This is a genomic window from Xanthomonas sp. NCPPB 3959 (genome assembly GCF_056675575.1).
Window position 1 is genome coordinate 132,928 of record NZ_JBWWVR010000013.1, and the last position, 16,891, is coordinate 149,818.

The window sequence follows — 16,891 nt, forward strand, 5'->3', positions numbered from 1 at the left end:
CCGACGTCAGCCCTCGTTTACTCAGGTAACTGCACCATTTGACCGTTTGCCCTCCGTGCTACTGCGACCAGCATGTGCCGCAAGCTGGTACGCAAGAGCACACCGGGCTCACCTATTTTGCCACCTGATGCGCTTTGACCTTCGCGATCCATTGGCGCACGCGCTGCTGCAACATCGCAAGCGGCATGTCGCCGTCGCCGAGCACTGCAGTATGGAATGCGCGCAAGTCGAAACGATCGCCGAGTTCTTTCTGCGCCTCTGCACGCAGCGCCATGAATTGCAGTTGCCCCACCTTGTATCCCAACGACTGGCCTGGCCACACGATGTAGCGGTCGATTTCGAACTGCATGCTCGCCTCGTCGTCGGATGGATGCGCGTGGAAGAAGTCCACCATCTGCTGACGATTCCAGCGCTTGTAGTGCACGCCGGTATCCAACACCAATCGATTGGCGCGCAATAGATCAGCCGATAGCCGGCCGTAGTCGCTATAGGGATCTTTGTAGAGCCCGACATCCTTGCCCAAGCGCTCGGCATACAGTGCCCACCCCTCGCCGTAGGCGTTATACCCACCCTGCTGGCGGAACGGCGGCAATGGTAGCGTCTGTGTAAGCGAGACCTGCAGGTGATGGCCTGGCACGCCCTCGTGATAAGCAATAGTTTCAACGTTGATCAGCGTGCGGTGAGCGACGTCGCTGATATTGACTCTCAGCACGCCCGGCTTGCTGCTTTCCGGGTTGCTTTGCAGGTAACGGGCGGGCGGGTATTTACCCTGGAATGCCGGCATCGGCTCAACTTCCAGGGGCTTTTTCGGCACCTGCTCGAATAACTTTGGAAGCTCCCGCTGCATTCCCGCGACGTAGTGACGGTATTGCTCCAGTAGCTGCTCGCTGGAGGTCGCGAAGCGGCGCTTATCGGCTGCCACCGCCTTGCGGAAGCTGGCCAGGTCCGCATAACCCTGCGCCTTGGCAATGACGGTCATCTCGCCTTCGATGCGCGCAACCTCCTGCAGCCCGATCTGGTGGATTTGTTCAGGCGTCAGATCGGTGGTGGTCTGGGTACGCACCAGGTATTGATAGAGTTTCTCGCCATCAGGAAGCGACCACAGCCCCTCCTGCGCACGTCCTTGTGGGGCGTATTCATTGCGCACGAACGCGGACAGCTTGGCGTAGGCCGGGCGGACCTGCTGGTCGATCGCTTCAAGCAGCTGCTTCCTGAGCGCATCGCGCTGATCGGCGGGCACCACGCCGTCGAGTTTTTCCAATGGCGAGGCAAATGGGTTCTGCGCGCCACGCTGAGCCACGATTCCGTCAATCTGCTCGGGCACGCGCTCAAGCAGATAGCGCGGCGGCATCAGGCCATCCTTGGCGCCCTGCCGCGAGACGTCGATGACTTGATCGACCACCGCAGGAAGCGTCTGCAGTCGTTTGATGTAGTCCTGGTAGTCCTTGGCGGTGTCGAAGGGGAAGCTGTCGCTGTAGCCGGCAAGCGTCAGATGGATGCCTTGCATCGGGTCCAGCGGCATCTCGTAGGTCTTCAGGTCGATACCGTCCAGCGTGTCGCGCAGCTGGCCGAGCATCATCTGCAGGCTGAGTTGACGTTGTTGGTCCAGCGCTGCGGCATCCACCGCTTCGAACTGCCTGAGCAGACCCGCCACGGCGCTGCGCTCTGCAGGCACGGCCTGTAGCGAGTAGTCGCTCCAGCGATCGTTGTAGCGCTTGTCGCCGATGGTGCTCGCGAACTCCGGGGCCTGCTTGAGCTGGTGTTGCCACTGCGCGTCAAGCAGCGCGTCGAAGGCCTTGGCTGCCTGTTCAGCTGTCTGCCCGAGTGTTGAGGTTGCCACCTTGTTTTCGGCAGGCGGCGCCGGCTTGCAGGCGGTGAACAACGCGGCCGTCAGCAGACCGACGGCAAGGGGACGTAGAAGATGCATGAATTACTCCAAGTAACACGTACGGTCCATGCGCAGCTACACGCATCAGCGCTATCGAAAACACACGAAATTTTTGCTCGCAACCCACTGGATCTGGCACGCGCGCGCGCTGGATGCCTGCGTCGGGCACATAGCCGCATCGGCAGGCTTCGTGCAATCACCGCAGCTTAGAGCAGTCGTCATCGCGCGGCCGATCGCAGTCGGCGTGGCTTCGCGTTTAGCGCCATCGACTGCTAAAGGCGGCACTTCCACGCATTTGCGGACGAAGCCAGTCATCACTCGCGCCGCTTTGATCACCTAGTGACGGCACACGCTGTGAGATCGCGACGCATCCAGCCGGGCGGTCACAGCAACTGGCCACATCTGCTCGACCGGCGCCGCGATTCGCACTCCGGTCCAAACGGGTGCCCCATTGCCCGAATAGGCGTCAACTGGCTGCGAGCCGACGATGACATCCGTGCTTCGATTTTCGATGGCGCGTCTCCGCCAACATGCCGCCCCTCAGACTGCCTCGGAGCACGCTTTCTGCCGACCAACTTGCGCCGGTCGCGTGCCGTCCTCAGCGCTTCAGGCCGCGCGATCCGCCGCCATGAGTCGTTCGCCGCACCGCGCGTGGCGCATTGTCGGCCGGGCACGAGGATTTTTAAGCCGGTGCGCTTAAACTTGCATCCGGGCCGCGCAGTCTGCCGCTCCAATGCAACACGCTGCTCTGGGCTCTCCCCACTGCGTCGCACCGTCGATTGATGCCGTCAACGGCGCCGCAACGGCGGCGCAACACGGAACTCGCTTGTCGCAGCGACCGCCCTGATCGACCGCACACCCTGGAAGGACGTTTCTTGCAAAGCACTGATTCAAAAGACAAATCCAAGACCACCAGCGGAGCAGTCGAGCACACCCCGCTGATGAAGCACTCTTGGCGTATGGTGATCGTATTGCTCTGAAGCCTAGTGCAGCAAGGCTTTTGTGCAAAGGCCTAGCCAGCAATGCCAACCTGTCGCAACACGGTCGCAACATAAAAATGACCGATCACTGAACAAATTTGACGACATCATGTCGCTCTTAGCGACATTTCAGCAAATGACTGCTACTCTGACGTCGTCATCCAGGGGAGCAACAATCCGTGCCATGGCGTGAGTAGGCAACTACTCGAGGGCGAGGAGCCCAAAACACTCCGAGCGACGCGTCGGCGGCCGGCAACGGTCGGGACCATCGGGAAGGGTCAGGTGGCTGCGGCAACGGCTCGCAGCCATAGATTGGAGGAGGGTAATAACTGGCGTCCCCCATTCTCGATGTAGCAACGGAGCCTCTCCACCCCGGTGAGGTGCATCGAGGACACCAACATGGTTTCAAATGTTGACAGGAAAGATGACAAACGCCAGCTGCTGCTGAAATGGTTCAAACGAGTTTTTTGCGGTCCCTGGTTGTTCCGTCTATTGATGATTGTGTGGAAGGTGTATGACCACGTTGATCGTTGAGCGCGGCGCGGAAAGTTTGGACTCTAAGACCAATCAGTAGCACCCTCCTTTTTATCTACGCATGCAGGAAGAGAGGAAAATGCTCCACAAGGCTTTAAAGACGGTCCGCGAGGTTCACCGAATGCAACAAGGTGAGCTAGCGGAGCGCCTGGGCATATCACGCTCCCACCTTTCTGAGATTGAGTCAGGAAAAAAAGCCGCGTCAGTGGAGCTTCTACACAAGTTTGCAGAAGTATTCGATGTGCCACCTTCGACGTTCTTAAGCTTCGCCGAAGCAATCGAGGGCCCCTCGGAGCGCCGACAAAGGAACGCCAAGAGGCTGATGAAAGTTCTGGAATGGACCCTGGACACCGACCATGACGCTTCCCCGAAAAAGCGCGAATCGCTATGACGTTAGTTCTTCGGCGCTCTATCGGCTGCCGACGTTAAAGGCACTCGCAAGATTTCTTGAATGGAAGGGCTCACCGAGTGCCCTTCGTGCCCTGTGCAAACGTCCGGATAACTTCAGCGAGTTCCACCAGGCTCATCCAAGGACGGGGAAGATGCGCCTGATTCAAGCCCCGAGTGAGGTCATCAAGCCGCTTCAGAAGCGGCTTAACGTGCTGCTCAAGCAAGTCCGCGTGCCGGACTATCTTCACTCAGGAATCCCCAAGCGATCTCACCTCTCCAACTCTGAGCAGCACATGCTCGCGGCGGGGGCAACCGTAACGGTTGATGTCTCCGACTTCTATCCCAGCATCACACGTCAACGTGTCTTCAGGCTTTTCAGAAACGTCTTCCAATGCCCGGGAGATGTTGCAGATGCGATGGCTGACTTGGTCTGCTATCAAGGGAAGTTGGCAACTGGATCCCCGGCCAGCGTTCTTGTCTCTTTTTGGGCCTGCCGTGACATGTTTGACCTAATCGCCCAGCGTGTAGCCAATCAGGGAGGCACTTTCACGCTTTATGTGGATGATGTCGCCATCACTGGAGACACAATCGGACACGGCGATATCCAGTGGCTGGATCGTTTGCTGAGAAGGTTCGGCTTTAGCTCGAAAGTTGAGAAGGCAAAACTATTTCGGAAGACCCGCGCCAAGGTCGTCACGGGCCGGGCGTTTCGCCATGGCATCAGTCGAGCCCCAAACAAAAAGCACAAGGAGATGCATGAGGCTCGGACTGAGATTGAGAGCGGTCGGGCAACCATCAAGGCCAAACGTGGACTGGTAGGTCAGCTCGAAAACATAGGAAATCTTGATCAAGAACGCGGAAAAAGCTTGAAGGCGGAGGCCAAGAAGCTACGAAGCACGCTACCTCCGCCAAGGCGTCGACGTCGAGCCGCTGCTCGTCCAGTCAAGACCGAGCCGGAGATTGCAACGTGAGTGACCAACGCATCGTCCGAACTCCCTGTCCACGATGCGGTGGAGAGCGATCTTGTGATCTTTTGCATGACCTAACAGAAGAGAGCGAAGACCATACGCATCCGGAGCATCCAATGTGGGGAGGCGCGAGCCATCAACTTCTCCGCTGTCGTGGATGCGAGACAGTTTTCTACAAGATTGAGAGTTGGCACTCAGAAGACTGGGACGTAAAGTTTGATCCTGAATCCGGTCAAGATGAAATGATCTACCCGAAGACGGTTTCCGTCTACCCACCGCCAGAGCCCAAGTCTGAGAAGCCAGACTGGACATGGGATCTGTATCGAAAGGACAGCGTCCTCTCACAGGTCGTCCATGAAATGTATGTTGCCAAAGCCAACAACTTGAACGTCCTTACGGCCATCGGCCTTCGGACTGCCTTTGATAGGACAACGTTCCTACTCGGGATCGAAGAGAGCTTAGAACTCAATAAAAAGATAGAAACCCTATTGGAGGATGGGCGGTTAGGAAAGGTAGAGGCTGAGCACATGCAAGTTGCTGTGAATGCGGGCAACGCTGCTGCACATCGCGGATGGAGTCCGGACGACGAGCAACTATCAATCCTGCTTCATGTTCTAGAGCAGTTCCTTCGAAGAAATTTCTTTGAACTTCCCATAGGACAGATTTCGGCCGCTATACCTCAACGCCCTAAAAAGAAGAAGAGCTAGCCTCAGCGCATCTAATCTTAGCAATATCTTCGAGGCCCCTTCCTTTTTTAGATGACCTCACGAATGCGCATATTGCAGCAATCGCGGGACGTAGAGCCATCGGTTGATTACTGGTCAAGCAACATGATATTTCCATCCCTTCGCCACAACATAGAAGCCCGGCCAAGCATCGCGGCCCGGCTAACGATCGTTTACTGCGATGCCTTGCTCTCGATACCGAGCCCTGTGCGGCAATAGCGCGCGAACCGAACAAAAAAAGCCAAAGCTACAGGACAGGACAGCTCATTTCCGCCTGAGCCGCCAGGTCTGCCGCTACTCGAACTGAGACTTTCAGTCAGTGTCCGCCGGTGGGTCTGAAGCCGTAATAAAATTCTTAAGCGAAAATTCATGAACTTCTTTTTGCGGAGATACAAGCATGATTGATCACCTCTTTGCACCAATCCCTAGCACGGCTGAGCTACTAATGAAGACGAAGGCCCCAGCCAGGAGGCGTTCTACGGTCGATAAAATAGAGTTGGTCGCTTTCTTTGTATTGGCGCTTGTCGCCGTTTTACTTCTCATCGTTGCAGGACTCGTCGGCTTTGAGCTGATTTCTGATGCTACTGCCAAGTTTTTGATACTCGTTCTTATTTGCTCAATCGTCATCACTGCACTAACGTGGGCTATTTCCCAGATTGTCGATCTGTTCTTATCTCTAAAATCTGGCTTTCGAATAGCGGCTTTGCAGATAGACGAAGGCATCCGCAGAGATCAGGACACAATTACAGAGTGGGCTCGGTGCGACCCTGCTCAACTGCGAGAGCGCTCGAAACTATTCGACTTGAGAGTCAAGTTGCTGACGAGACGGACAAACATGACAACCGTCTTCACTGCCATCGGGGTGTTGGTGATCAACTTACAAGATGCTGGGGAGAAGGCGGCCCTTTGGGGCAAGCTCCAAGCTATTCCGCCATTCGTCCTCTCTGGGAGTCTTGGCATCCTGCTTGGCACATTGGCCGTGATTGTATACACAGGTAGGATTGAACGAATTTCAGGGTTATTGGCACTCGCCGCTGATCGGATCGAGTCGGACAAAAAACAGTCTTGACAGAGATGCATACTAAACTCGTATCGGTGCTGAATTAGCGGGACCGAGCAATTGCCTAATACGCGACAGAAGGAAGCTAATACCTTTCATAAAATTCCGGCGGAAAAAGTCAACGGATCTGTGAAGTGACGCACCAAGCGAGCTCTTGCGTGAAAAGAGCTAACTGATTTTATGAGTGCTCACCCAACACAGGAGCACCCATGCACCACCAGACGCAGATTCAGATCGCCAGTCGCTTGCTCGGCCACCTCCTTCAGCAACGCACTACGCGCCTTCCCCCTCAAGAAGTGGAGGACATCCAATACGCGCTCGACCTGGCGGCCGAGCTGCTGAGGCTCGGCGGGCCAGGGCCGGTCGGTCAAACCCAGGCATCGACCATGGCCCCATCCCAGCCCATCCTCGTCAAACGAGCGGCTGTCGATCGCAGCGTTGTGCCGACCATGCCCGCTTCCATCGAGGAATGGCGAGAGGCGCGCAAAAAGAAGAACAAGGACAACGTCCCCCGCCCCAAGGAGCCCGCTGGGATTGAACGCATAGACCTGCGTCCTCGCCCCCGGCGTTAAGACCTAAGAAGAAAGCCCAGCATTTGCTGGGCTTTTGATGTCCATAATCCATAAGTGCTCAAAGAACACGTCAGACGGACTAACAGAATCAAGGGGGAGCGCCCGTGTTACGGAGCTCCACATTTTTGGACCGGCAGCTTAGAAAAGCTTCGAATCGTAGGCTTGTGCAACGCGCGGCAGAAAGAACGTGCTCGCTTACGGCAAGGAGATCACTCATTAACCGTCCGTCAATACCTACAGACCCCAATCTGCCTTACTTCCGTGTCGGCGCAAATTGCATCGAAGGCGACTCAAGTTCGTAATTCACTCGCCATTTCTTGAGATACCATGTTCGGCGCAGGAAGCATCAAGCCTCGCTGTTTTAAACTCAATAAATTGCGATGGCGCATTTGAAGAAATCATTCCTGACAGCTTCGCTTCACAGAATATCTGTTTCGCAAAATTTTCGAACCCCGGCGATCTCAGAGACTCATACAACTTAAATTCCCGTAGTAACGATGTCAGCACGGAAAGGATTTCATTACCACATGGTGGAGAAGCCAAATCTCGCCGCACATTAACCGACCGCGCTATTGTTCTATACAACAGATACAACTCCATTAGCTTGGCGAAATCGCCCATGCCAGTCTTACGGCACAAAGTGCTATAAAACACGCCACCGATGGCACAGCGTTTGTCTGGATGGCGCAACCAGCAGTCAGCGTAGGAACCAGCACACAGCACCGCTATACGGGCGCTCAAGTAGCACTCAAGCGACCAATGAAATGCAGGAAGACCTACGAAAACGGTGCAAAACCCAACACACTCTGCCAAATTTAACTCAACTCCCGATGTAGGAATTTCGACATACCGAGCGGCCAGCCAGTGCCCGAGCTCATGGGCCACGAGGCATCGTCGAGATGCGTCATCATCTTCCTCGGAACGTGACTGTATCAGACCGTTAAAGTCCGTTGAGAGGTAGCTTGGCTGCTCAGACAGGCGCGCCCTCTCTCTGATCTCCAGCGTAGGAACACCCGGCTCGTAGCGCTCCAAAAGTTCAGCGTCGATCATTGTCTGAAACAATGCATTAGAACGCTTAAAGTTTCTCAGCGATTGTTCAACGAAGGAAAGAAATTCCTTCTCCGTGAGCAATTTTGCGAGAGTATCCAGGCCGAATCGGAGGATATATTGGTTCTGTCTTTCGAAAAATTCCTCTTCCAGATTTTTCGATTCTGTACTGTCTTTGCTCTCTATCAAATAGGCTGCGCACAGCTCTTCCACACGGAAACGGTCTCCGTTATCTTGGAGGATTTGCCAGAACTCATTACCCGAGGGGGGCTGCCCTTCGGCATTTACCCTGCGCGTCAAGACGAGCATAGCTGCATAAGCTCGTGCGCAAAGAACGGCTATTCGCTTTTCAATGTAAGCCCGACGCTGCTCCGGCTCGCCAGAGATCAGCAGATGAATGCCAGAGACAGAACATAAGGCGCGCGGCTCGTGACTGGTGCCCGACCACTGAACTTCGAATGCTTCAAAACAAAACCCTACATACTTGGCAGCCAAGGCGACGGCGAGTTCCTGAGCCATCAAAATCTCTAGTTCAGGGGGTATCGCAAGTTCTTGATAGATAGACATGTCAGTTTGCAGTAAGCGTTTCGCTATGGGGACGACTTTCGGCTTGACTTTCCAATAAATTGGCACTCTCACGCACACGTCTTGTTTATGGACGAAGTCGTGAGCCTAGAACCCAGAACTAGGAGATTACCAAGTTTGCAGACTCCCTTCTGCAGGAATCGAGGGGTCGACATGGCCGATTGCTAGGGAAGGCTGCAAATGGTCGGATGGCGCTCTGCGGCCAGAGTCGGAATCGCAATCTTCTAGTCACGCAGTGCGGTGAGATCATCAAATTTCCGCGCAGCTTAACTGCACGACACGTTTCGCGAAGCGGTTCGCTTCACTCTGACGCACTCGCCGACGCAAGCAGCATACGTCCAGGTGAGGTCGCAGATCATGACTCGACATTGCCTTGGCCTGCCTTGACGTGGAACATTCCATGGTCAACCAACTAACACAATTCTTCTTACCAAGCTTCGATCATCCCCAGACCGTCGGCGTTTGGCTAGAAATAGCCTCATCCTTGACATTGAGCCAATGAAGCATATGGAAACAGTATGCATTCGAAGGTGGGTTGAACTTCGGCGCAGCTTCGGCCGCCATAGGCTTAGTTTAGTCATAGCATCACTTCTACGCCTTATGGCGCATAGTGTGGAGCTTCAAGTGTCTATCAGGGGCGCGGCCGGCGGCGTGTTAGTTGCGGCGCTGGCACTGACACTGGCATCGGCGAAGGCTTGGGCATGGCTGGAGTAGCGTCGATAGATGCAACAGAGCCATGGACGATTTCAGGCTCTGGACGTGCGAGCATCGCTTCGCTCCACTGTTCCACTTGAGCCGCGCGGATCTCAATCTCGTTCTCGTAGTCGTTCCACCGCTGCTCGGAGACCGCTGACCGGGCTGTCGCCAGTTCGGCTGTGCGTTTTTCCAGCAGGGCCAACCGCCGTCCTCGTCGCTTTTCCCATTCTTGAGAGGACCACTCGCCATCGGGACGGGGATGGTCGCCGTTGAACTGCTCCCATGCCTGCTCAGCTAGGTGGAAGAGCTTCTTCGCACGCCCCAAGGCGCTGGTTCGTTGGGCGAACTTCACCATGCTGCGCTTGAGGCGGCCCAGTCGTTCGACCAGCCCATCAAGTCCTCGGCGAAGGTCGGCGTTGTCGACAAACGTCGCCGTTTGCGCCGTCCAGTTCCGCAACAATCGCTGAGTTGCCACCAACACTAGGTCGGACCGAGTCGAGAGGATCTCTGCCAGGTCACGAGCCGCTTCCATGACCAACTCTCCGATGGAGCGCATTGGTCGAGGTTCCATCTCTTCTGCAGACCAACCAAGCGCTTCGGACAGGCGCATGCCTCGAAGCCCGTGGATTTCCAATCCAGGCACAGAAGTTCGGAGGTCGTTCTTGGAGCCCGCCCGGCGTCGACGGTCGCGCTGCGCTTGGTCATGGCTATGACCATTGGAGCCTGGAACTGCTCTGCCCTCTTGCTCAGCTCGAGCTAGCAATTGTTCGAAAGCTTCTTCGTTTTCTCGAACGATGCGCGCGTTCTCGGCGCCCAGCTCTGTAAGCACGCCCCGGCGTTCGAGGGCGGAGGCCGCTTTGCCCATGTGCTTGGTGGGCTGACGAGACAACACCATCGCTTCAGCCCAGTCACCGCGAGCCAGAGCTTCCTCGGCTTGGACCTCCAGGCGGCGATGGTCGACCCGAGCATCGATGCCGGCAGCAGCTAAGTGCTCGTTGATCGTGGAAGCCATGGTGTGGCGAACCCATTCGATCTCGATCTTCCCCGACGCGCCGCCATCCAACTCCCGCGTCTTCTCGGCAAAGCCGTCGCTGGTCAACCGCCGCGTGGTGGCGAGGAGGTGGACGTGATGGTTCAGGCCGTCACGGGAGCCCGGCGAGTGGATGCTGGCTTGCACAGCAAACCCGTAGCGGGCGACAAGCGCTTGGCCGATGGCCGTGGCGAGCACGGACCGCTGCTCGTCGTTGAGCTCGTGGGGCAAGGCGACCTCGAACTCGCGGGCCACCACCGAGTTCTTGCGGTTCTCCGCCGCCTCGGCTTTCGGCCAGAGCACGGCAGGGACAAGTGCCCAGTCGGGCGCGTCCTGTGGGACCAGGCAGATGGTCTCCACGACACCGCCGCGGCGGCGGTAGTCGTGGCGCTGGCCGGTGATGTGATCGATGAGAAGCAGCCCACCGCGATAAGCGGCAGCGGCGACAGCGGAATCGCCGCGGGAACGACTAAAAACTTTGACGCGAGAGTGGTAGATGGCCATGCACAGCTCCGGATGAGGTTGCTCCCTTTATGCCGCGGCTTTTGATTTGCGCAAGCGCGGAGCGCTTGGGGGTCCGGGGGCGTAGCACCTGGCGCGCGCTATGTCGCAGACATTGCATCAGTGCGCTCTTGCTTGTTCTTAAAAGTTCTTATTTTTCAGATCTTTTCAGTTTCGGCGACACGAAAAATTCGGAGCCGCTGGAAACTTGACGGGACGCTTTTCCCTGGTTCACTCAAGGCTGGACTACCGGAGCAACGCATGACCACCACGAATCACTATCACGATCAAATTCAACGCGCAACGGAACGACTGGCTCAACTTCAAGCGAAGGAGCTTTTAGCCAATCAGCGTCACGCCGTGAAAGCGAAGGAAATGAAGCGCCGCGAGGAAAGCAAACGACGCAATCGGGTTGCAGAGATTGTTTTCCTAGCAGGGGCAGAAGCGCTAGAGGACAACGAGTTGTTAGGCGCGTTGCTGGCCCACGTGGAAAATCGAAATGATCACGCAACTCGGAACCACGCCTGTTCGCTTGGAGGGCTGCGAATGGCGGTCGCCAGCGCCGACGAAAGCCCAAGAACGCACTAACCTGGTTCTCAAAGCTCGCGTTTGCTTGCGGGGCGATAAGTTGCGGCCTTCCAAAAGTTGAGCTACAAAGTGACTGCAAGTGGGAAATCCCCCGGTGTTGTGCCCGCATAGCCAATGGCTCCGGGTGCCCGAGGTCCACCCAATGGGGGCACGGGAATCCTTTCGATTCCGGAGCTTCCCATGAGCAAGAAACGCCTCAAAACCCTTCGCACCAAAGCCTTTCACGCCCAGGCAGGCCGCTGCTTCTACTGCCGCCGTCCGATGTGGCTCTCCTCGCCAGACGAACTGGGCTTGCGCCCGCGCTCTGCGCGGCCGTTCCAATGCTCGGCGGAGCATCTGCTCGCAAAGCAAGATGGAGGAGGTGACACGCCAGAGAACGTCGTTGCTGCGCACGTTGTGTGCAACCAAAGACGGCATAGGATTACGCCGCCACCCTCGCCCGAGGCCTACTTAGCGAGAGTGAGTCGAAAAATTGCAAAGAACAAATGGCATCCGAGCTCGTTGAATCTCAAATCATGCGCCATGGTAGTCCCTGCGCCGACGTCGCTATTATGACCGGGCATCCGCTCAAACCTAGTTCAGAAAAACCAAACCTATTTTGATGTAACCACCAGTCGCTTGGTGCCATTTAGAAAAGGGAATCGCATGCGCATCACTCAAGCTTTCCGCCAATACGGCGTAGAGCTGCTCAATCCGCAGTTCACCTATTCGGCAATCTCAGAAGAGCCAAGGCAGGTGATAGTCAGCCTCTGGGAACATGACTTCTCGCCCGGAAGGTTGAGCTATGAGAGTGGCACGACTTACTGGAAAGGTGCCGGAAAGCACACGTTTCTAAAGCACCTACGACTGTCATTTGAGCAGAACATTCCCATCCGCGTCGTTGTGGCATCGTCCGATGACCCACGAGAGGTCGAGTTGGGAAACGCCACACGTTTGACAAACGATTTCGAACCCGACTTCACGTTGGTTGGGCGGGTTGAGACGCTCGAAGCTGACGGATTTAAGCTAACCTTCGAGCATACCGGCCAGCTACCCATTGGCGAAGACGAACGTCGGCGAAAAGTCTCGGCGAAGTATTGGCATGTTGCTGAGGCCGTGGCGGCACTCCAAGAGCCCTCTTCTCTTGCTCAAATTCAACATTGGCTGAGCCAAAACTATCGCGAAGAAGACCACTCAGACTTGGGTGCCAATCTGTCTTTTTTGACGGTTAACGATGCCAATAGGCGGCATTTCGATAAATCAAGAAAGAACTGGCACTCTGACTCCGGGCATCCAAGAGACCGGCTGTTCCGCCACGGAAAGCGTCGCAGCGTGACATATCAAGTCTTCAGGCCAGAAATTCATGGGCACTGGGATTTGCAACGGAACGGGGAAGGCGACTGGGAAGCAGTGCAGCTTCCAGAGAGCGAAATCGTCTTGGCCGAGACCGAGGCCTTGGGCCATGCATTTGAACACCTACCGCCTCTCGACTCGGATTATGACGCGCGCGTGTGGGCCCTTACAGCAGTGGCCCAACGGCGGGGCCAATCCACTTTCAGGGATCAGCTACTTGAGGCCTACGAGCGACGCTGCGCCATCACTGGAAGCAACGCAATAGCAGTGCTAGAGGCTGCTCACATTTGCCCTTACAGAGGAGATCATACGAACCGGATAGACAACGGACTGCTTTTACGCGCAGACATCCACACGTTGTTTGATCTTGGACTTATTTGGGTCACCCCAGAGTTCCACATTGCAGTAGCTCCCTCCCTGATAGGAACCGACTACGAAGATTTAGACGGGAAGTTTCTGCGTCTCCCCAGCGCTCACTCATTGCATCCTAATCCGGAGCACCTGGCTAACCATGCCCGGCTGGCTAAGGCAAAGAGCGGACTGCATGTGACCGCCTAAGCTCCTCGGAGTCGCCACACCTTGTGGGCTATTGCAACTTCAAGGGTGTGGCTTTTCCTCTTCTGCGGTGCCCCCTGATACCAGCAGGTGCCTCCCGCAGGTTTTGCCTACTCTCAAACATGTTGAATCTTTATTTCACCATCGGATGGAAACCGCGCGAGCATTCCGTTTTTACATCGTAATTCTGGGCCCCTGCTCCTGCTGGGCTGTCTGCTGCTGGGTCTGTTCCAATGCCTGCTGGCGCACTTGGTCCTGCTTGATGACCTCCGCCTGCTGCAGGTTCTGCTGGGCCGGTTGCTGGGAGGCCTCGCGCCCATCCACGTGGGCATGGAAGAACGGTCCTTTGTCCCCGAAGGGCGCATAGACCGCGAAGACGTTCTGCGCGCCATTGTCTCCCAGGCCTCCGGTCACCCGGTCGACCCTTTGCAACAGCGAATCTTCGGCTTGCTGCTTGTAGAGCGACGCCGACACGTTGCGACTCTCTTCCTCGTTCCAGTTGCCCGTGCCCCTCACCCAGGAATGGATCTGCTGGTAGGTGGAGTGGTCCGGGTGCGCGGGATTGTCGGCCAGCATCTGGCTGGGCGCCGCCTTCTCCAGCGCCGGTTCGGCCTCCTGCTCTTCGCTGCGCCCTGGCCCGGTCACCGATACGGCTCCAAGCATCGGCACATGCGCCATGGCAGGCTGGCCGAGTTCAGCCTTCGCTTGGCGCAGCTCCTCAGCGGTGGTGACCGCGACTTGATGGGCAACGCCATCGGGTCCGGTCTGGTAGTGGGCAATCGGGCTGTCATAGCCGTATTGCCCCTGCTCGTTCGGCTTCAACTGCTGCATCGTCGGGCCAGCGAGGCCTTCGGCCTGTTTGGTGCGCTGGGTGGCCAACTCCACCGCCTGGAGGTTGTTCTCCTGGGCATTGAGGTCGACACCCGCGGCCCGGTATCGATGCAGGAGCTCGTTGTGCTCCATCTGCGCCGGCGTAGGCGCTGGCCGCGATTGGATGGCTGTCAGGGTCTCCTGGGCATGCTCCAGCGAGGGCTGGCGCATCTGGTTGGTGAGTTCCAACTCCACTGCCAAGTTGCCGGTAGCCACCCCGTCCTTGCCAGCCCATTGCCCGGTGTCGTTTCGCTGGTAGAGCTGGCCGTTATGGCCCTGGACCTGGTCGGGCTTGGCCCGGGCGCTTTCCACTGCTGCCGGCACCGCCACCCCGTAATCCTGTGACCGCTGAGCGGCATGGTTTTCCAGATAGGCCTGGGCGATGGCCTCGCGACCAGTGGAAATGTTGTTCTCGATCCGAGCCAGGGATTCCTGATTCAAACGCTGCGCCTGCGCCGGGGTAGCGGTCTGCTGCTCGTCTATGCCCCGGTCGTTTGCCCCCGCTACGCCGGTCTTGACCTGGCGCTCCCAGGACTCGGTAGCCGGGTTGCGCTGCCAGTTCTGGTTGTCCAGTCCCGTCTGGTCCCCAGGCTTGGCCGGGAGATTGAAGGGATCCTGCGGCGGCTGTGCCTTGCCCAGCGCCAACTCGGCCGCCTTGGCGTTTGCCACGGCGCCCAGTTCCTGGGACTTGGCGTAGCTGGCGCCCACCGGAGCCTGACTGGGAGTGTCTCGTCCATCGGCCCCGCGCTCGAAAGCGCCCTGGCGCTGCCAATCCCGGCCGTTGAATTGCCAATCCACACCGGCCTTGTCGGTCTGGTGGTAGATGGCGCGGTTGTCCAGCAAATCGGCGCCTTTGTCAAAGGCCTTGCTCATCAAGACGGCGTCGCCGACCACCAGAGCCGCGGGCACAAAGCCACCGCTGCTGCCCAGCGCGGCTGCCGTGGACGCACCACCAGCCCAGCCGCCCGCGTTTCGAGCAATGGCATGCTGAACTTCCGACTGTGCGGCCGTGGTGTTTCCCTGCTCCATCAGCGCGGACGCCGTGCGCGCGGTCATGACCGCATCCGTGCCCGTGGTCAAAAGTCCGCCAGCACGGGTCAGGCCCCGAGCAGAGGCCTCGCCCATCAACAGCTGCATGGCGACATCACCGCGCTGCCCGCGCGGCACACGGAGGTTTTGTGCGGCTTCCTCACCCAAGGTTTGCTCAACCTTGAGGATGCCCTGCTCTGACAGCACCACACGTCCGCCGTGATGGGCATTGGCGATGGCAACCGAGAGCCCACTTCGTTGCAGCGTTGGATTCCCGCCACGCGCAATGGACGTATTGCTGACCTGGATCTGATCAAGCGCGGTGACAATGCGGGACTCAGAGTTCGCCACGCCTCCCCAGCCGTGGTCCACTCCCGTGAAACCTTTCAGGGCATCGATCTGTGGAGCGTGGGCCTGGTGATAGCCCGGGGTGTCACGGAAAAAGTTCTGAACTTTCGCGCTCGCCTGTGAGGGCGAAAGCCCCACTGGCGTGTTGGTGTTCAAGTCGCCATTGATCAAGCCGACCTTGATGGTGTCGCGCAATTGCTCCACACGCTGGGCAACGCGGTCCAATGCCTCAGGGTCGCCACGCAAGGCGGCGCGACCATCCCGCGTCGCCTGGAGTTCGTCCAAGCGCTCAATCACGCCATCTTGGTAAGCACCAAGAGGACCGCCGCTGTGCGGCGTAATGTCCAACGCCTGAGCGAACTGCGGATCGGACGGCAAGAACAGGCGATTCTCTGGGGCGTGAATGTCGAACCGGCCCGTCTCTTGAAGCTTCGCCAGCAACTCGCTGTTCTTGAGCGTTTGCTGCTCGATGTTGTGGTGATCTTGAAAAAGCGTCCGATAGTTCGGCATGACTCAGGCTCCTTCCTGTTGGCTTGCGGCTCGCGTCAACGGTTCACTACGTCGTAGAACCAGAGGCCGTCTGATTGGCCTTCAGTGCCAATCCCCGCTGCCTCAACAGCGTCCTTGAACGCCCGATCGCAAAAAACACCACCATGGAAGGGAAGCCTGAAAACGTGGGCCTTTCCAAGCACGTCACGCTTGAAAGCCAAACGACTCCCGCCGGCCAAGCTGTAATACTTTCCGTCCTCATAGTCATCGCTGATCTTGATATCGAGTTCGGAGGCGTCCTCGTCCAAGGCATCCAACGTCCGCACGACATCGCAGAGGAAGACCGTCGGCCCCTTGGAGCCATCGGCCAAGCGATAGTCGGCGTCATTGAAAACGAAGGCATCTGCGTCCACAGACTCCATCACTTGGCGGAGCCGTTGGGAGACCAACCAATAGCCACTGAAGCCGCCCTCCAGGTCCTGCGGCAACTCCCCTTCGCTGGGGATGTAGACCAAGCGCGGAGTCTCGCGCAACGGAGGAAACCCACCCTCGTCTGGCTTCAAGATGAGCCGCGGAGGCGACAGCAATGCCTTCTCGTTCTCGAAGACCACGCCGTGGCCTTTTCCGCCTCGGCGGGCATCGGGACGCAACTGGAAGAACTCACCGACCTTGGGTTCGTTGATCGTCTTCTTTTCCATGTATCC

The 16,891-nt window shown here is 57.4% G+C and carries 12 protein-coding genes; 7 read left to right on the forward strand and 5 right to left on the reverse strand.

Features of this window, described 5'->3' with window-relative positions; genetic code table 11:
* Window positions 1-112 precede the first annotated feature (112 nt).
* On the reverse strand, window positions 113-1,927 hold the full coding sequence (locus AC1KVG_RS16080; RefSeq protein WP_481095045.1) for a DUF885 domain-containing protein: 1,815 nt from the start codon (window positions 1,925-1,927) through the stop codon (window positions 113-115).
* Window positions 1,928-3,481: 1,554 nt separating this feature from the next.
* Between AC1KVG_RS16080 and AC1KVG_RS16085 the strand changes: the two genes are divergently transcribed.
* From AC1KVG_RS16085 to AC1KVG_RS16105, 5 genes are all read left to right on the forward strand, one after another.
* The gene (locus AC1KVG_RS16085) at window positions 3,482-3,793 is read left to right on the forward strand and encodes a helix-turn-helix domain-containing protein (protein WP_081004867.1); all 312 of its coding nucleotides are present in this window, start codon (window positions 3,482-3,484) and stop codon (window positions 3,791-3,793) included.
* Complete coding sequence (locus AC1KVG_RS16090) at window positions 3,759-4,763, forward strand: reverse transcriptase family protein (RefSeq protein WP_481095046.1); 1,005 nt, start codon at window positions 3,759-3,761, stop codon at window positions 4,761-4,763. The genes AC1KVG_RS16085 and AC1KVG_RS16090 overlap by 35 nt, the downstream gene beginning before the upstream one ends.
* Window positions 4,764-4,876: 113 nt before the next feature.
* Window positions 4,877-5,467, forward strand: a complete 591-nt coding sequence (locus AC1KVG_RS16095) for a DUF4145 domain-containing protein (protein ID WP_481095047.1) — start codon at window positions 4,877-4,879, stop codon at window positions 5,465-5,467.
* 415 nt (window positions 5,468-5,882) lie between these two features.
* Window positions 5,883-6,554 (forward strand): hypothetical protein, encoded by a 672-nt coding sequence (locus AC1KVG_RS16100; RefSeq protein WP_481095048.1) that lies wholly within the window; start codon window positions 5,883-5,885, stop codon window positions 6,552-6,554.
* 200 nt (window positions 6,555-6,754) lie between these two features.
* Entirely contained in the window at window positions 6,755-7,117 is a 363-nt protein-coding gene (locus tag AC1KVG_RS16105; protein ID WP_481095049.1) for a hypothetical protein, read from the forward strand.
* Between the two features lie 303 nt (window positions 7,118-7,420).
* Here AC1KVG_RS16105 and AC1KVG_RS16110 read toward each other — a convergent pair whose 3' ends face one another.
* A complete protein-coding gene (locus tag AC1KVG_RS16110) occupies window positions 7,421-8,731 on the reverse strand; it encodes a hypothetical protein (protein WP_481095050.1) in 1,311 nt (436 codons plus the stop codon).
* 649 nt (window positions 8,732-9,380) lie between these two features.
* Window positions 9,381-10,979 (reverse strand): MobA/MobL family protein, encoded by a 1,599-nt coding sequence (locus AC1KVG_RS16115; RefSeq protein ID WP_481095051.1) that lies wholly within the window; start codon window positions 10,977-10,979, stop codon window positions 9,381-9,383.
* Between the two features lie 258 nt (window positions 10,980-11,237).
* Here AC1KVG_RS16115 and AC1KVG_RS16120 point away from each other — a divergent pair, with 258 nt between their 5' ends.
* Together AC1KVG_RS16120 and AC1KVG_RS16125 are read left to right on the forward strand one after the other, a co-directional pair.
* Window positions 11,238-11,564 carry a hypothetical protein gene (locus AC1KVG_RS16120; protein WP_481095052.1) on the forward strand — a complete coding sequence of 109 codons (327 nt, stop codon included), beginning with the start codon at window positions 11,238-11,240 and terminating at the stop codon, window positions 11,562-11,564.
* Window positions 11,565-12,209: 645 nt separating this feature from the next.
* Window positions 12,210-13,454: an HNH endonuclease gene (locus AC1KVG_RS16125; protein ID WP_481095053.1), complete on the forward strand. Its 1,245-nt coding sequence runs from the start codon at window positions 12,210-12,212 to the stop codon at window positions 13,452-13,454.
* 171 nt (window positions 13,455-13,625) lie between these two features.
* Here AC1KVG_RS16125 and AC1KVG_RS16130 read toward each other — a convergent pair whose 3' ends face one another.
* Complete coding sequence (locus AC1KVG_RS16130) at window positions 13,626-16,208, reverse strand: XVIPCD domain-containing protein (protein WP_481095054.1); 2,583 nt, start codon at window positions 16,206-16,208, stop codon at window positions 13,626-13,628.
* 35 nt (window positions 16,209-16,243) lie between these two features.
* Window positions 16,244-16,885 carry a DUF1629 domain-containing protein gene (locus AC1KVG_RS16135; RefSeq protein ID WP_481095055.1) on the reverse strand — a complete coding sequence of 214 codons (642 nt, stop codon included), beginning with the start codon at window positions 16,883-16,885 and terminating at the stop codon, window positions 16,244-16,246.
* Between the last annotated feature and the right edge of the window lie 6 nt (window positions 16,886-16,891).